3 protein-coding genes are annotated in these 2,671 nt (G+C 67.9%); 2 read left to right on the top strand and 1 reads right to left on the bottom strand.

Annotated features, from left to right (window positions below; genetic code table 11):
* Positions 1 to 118: 118 nt before the first annotated feature.
* A complete protein-coding gene (locus ACFWPJ_RS15515; RefSeq protein WP_056821080.1) occupies positions 119 to 322 on the bottom strand; it encodes a cold-shock protein in 204 nt (67 codons plus the stop codon).
* Positions 323 to 543: 221 nt separating this feature from the next.
* Here ACFWPJ_RS15515 and ACFWPJ_RS15510 point away from each other — a divergent pair, with 221 nt between their 5' ends.
* Positions 544 to 1,566, top strand: coding sequence for a hypothetical protein (locus ACFWPJ_RS15510; RefSeq protein WP_378851696.1), 1,023 nt, complete (start codon positions 544 to 546; stop codon positions 1,564 to 1,566).
* A 113-nt stretch (positions 1,567 to 1,679) separates the two neighbouring features.
* A partial coding sequence (locus ACFWPJ_RS15505) for a DUF262 domain-containing protein (protein WP_378851693.1) occupies positions 1,680 to 2,671 on the top strand: 992 nt, incomplete at its 3' end.

The following is a 2,671-nucleotide window of genomic DNA, read 5'->3' as shown; positions in this document are numbered from 1 at the left end:
CACACACACCCCCACCCCCCGCCCGCCGAGCGTGGGGGGGGGTGGGTTTGCCTGGGGCGGGCCCACACTCACCCCCCACCCCCTCGGGGGCGGCGCCCCTTCCTAGCTCACGCTGAAATCAGATGGCGCGGACGTCCTGGGCCTGCGGGCCCTTCTGGCCCTGGCCGACCTCGAACTCCACCCGCTGACCCTCTTCGAGGGACTTGAAGCCCGAGCCGCCGATGGCGGAGTAATGCACGAAGACGTCGGGGCCGCCTCCGTCTTGGGCGATGAAGCCGAAGCCCTTCTCGCCGTTGAACCACTTAACAGTGCCTTGAGTCATGGTGTTTAAAAGTCTTTTCCGTAGATGAGCCATGGCGATCTCTGTGATCAGCCCAGTCTCAGCTGCCTAGTATGCCATACTCATCGACAAACTGCGCGCACGGCTTGATCACACCGTGATCTGGGCGGAGTCTGCGGCGACACGCGGCGTGTCGGAGCCGGGGATCGCGGTTGTGCGCGCCGAGGTCACACATCGGCGCGCGGTATGCCAATCTGGGCGACATGGGTGAGACGAACGATGAGCGCTCCGGACACGTCGACCTGGCCTTACGGGTGCTCGACGCGCACGTCGCATTCACCAAGGACCAGCTGCTGCAGCCGACGGGTTTCCGCGAGCTCGTCGTCGACGAGGTGGACGGCCTGCTCGCCGAGGCGCAGGAACTGACACTGGCCGAGGCCGTCACGCGCGACCAGATCAAGGACGTCGCGCACAAGTACGCGGTGCAGATCCCGGTCGAGGGCGCGATCCCCGAACTCGTCGGCGAGATCGCGGCCCGGCTGTACAACCACCGCGCCCAGGACGAGACCCCCGTCGGTGACGTCGTGGACAACCGCCGCTTCGACGAACTGGTCTCGGCCGTGGCCGACATGGAGGTCTCACACCGGCTGGTGCGGCTGGTGCTCAACAGCCCGGTCACCGTCGACGCCTGCGTCGAAGCCGTGCAGCGCGCTGTCGTCACCGCGGTCGACGACCGCATGCACGCCGACGGCGGCGGGCTGGCGCGGTCACTGCGCGGCGCGCTGGCCCGGCTGGCCGAGCCCGCGCTGCCCGCGATCGAGAACGGCCTCGGCCGCCTCACCCGCACCGGCGCGCGATTCGTGTTGCGCGGCAATCGCGACGACGCCGACGACGTCCTGCTGGACGCGGCGCGCGAGACCTGGCGCAAGCACACCGGCGACGCGGTCGGCTCCTTCCGCGAGCTGGTCTCGGCCGACGATGTGGAAGACGCCGTCGTCCTCACCTTCGAGTTCTGGCGCACCTTCCGCGACACCGACTACTTCCACGCGCTGCTGGACGAGGGCATCGATCACGTCTTCGACAAGTACGGCGACACCCCACTGGCCGAGCTGCTCGCCGAGCTCGGCATCGGGCGCGAGGACATGATCGAGGAGGCACTGCGTTTCGGTCCCTCCGTGCTCGGAAAGCTCGACGAGCGTGGCTATCTCGACACCGTGGTCCGGCGCAGGCTGGCGCCGTTCTACGCCTCCGACGCGTTCCGTGCCGCGGTGACGGATACGCGCTAGCGCGAAGCATCCACCCGCGAGTCCTGTTCGGCCGCTGGCGCGTCGGTGTTTGTCGGTACGATCCGTGCAACGATGGAGCGCCTGCGCTACCGGATCGCGATCGAAAGGCTGCCGTGACACGTCTGTCCTCCCTGCTCGACCAGATCGACTCCGGAGCGGTGCTGCTGCCGGAATTCCAGCGCGGTTACGTGTGGAACAGGGACCAGGTGCGCGGGCTCATGCGGTCGCTGTATCTCGGGTATCCGGTCGGCGGACTCCTGGTGTGGGAAACCGGTTCCGAGGACATCGCCGTGCGCGGCGGGGCGGGCGGGTCGGGACTGCGGCAGCTGCTGCTCGACGGTCAGCAGCGGATCACCACGCTCTACGGCATCCTGCGTGGCCGTGCGCCGTCGTTCTTCGAGGGCGACGCCGTCGCGTTCACCGGACTCCATTTCGACGTCGACCGTGAGGTTTTCGAGTTCCAGATCCCCGGCCGCGACACCGCGCCGACCTGGATCGATGTCACCGAACTGTTCGCACACGGCCCGGTGCACTACCTGCCCCGGTTCACCGACGTCCCGCAGGAAACCCTCGCCGCCTACCTCGACCGGTTGAACAAGCTGCGCGAGATCACCCACCGCGAGTTCAACGTCGAGACCATCACCGGCTCCGATCGCACCGTCGACGAGGTCGTCGACATCTTCAACCGGGTCAACTCCGGCGGCACCAAACTGTCCAAGGGCGACCTGGCGCTGGCGACCCTGTGCGCGCAGTGGCCGCAGGCCCGCGGCAACCTGCGCGACCACCTGATCCGCTGGGACAAGGACGGCTACACCTTCACCCTGGACTGGTTGCTGCGCAACGTGATCGCCGTCGGCAACGGCCGCGCGCACTTCGACGCGCTCGGCGACCTGTCGCCCGCGGAGTTCGAGCAGGCACTGACCGCCACGACGACCCAGGTCGACACCTTCCTCGACACCGTGGCGGGCCGCCTCGGCCTCGACCACGATCGAGTCCTCATGGGGCGCTACGCGATTCCCGTGGTGACCAGGCTGCTGTTCCTCAACGGCGGCCGCTTCGACGACGACCTGCACCGCGACCGGGTCCTGTACTGGTATATCCATTC

Source organism: Nocardia sp. NPDC058497, from assembly GCF_042720195.1.
Taxonomy (GTDB): Bacteria; Actinomycetota; Actinomycetes; order Mycobacteriales; family Mycobacteriaceae; genus Nocardia.
The sequence above is the reverse complement of the archived record's forward strand: the minus strand, read 5'-3'. Positions and strand labels throughout refer to the sequence as shown.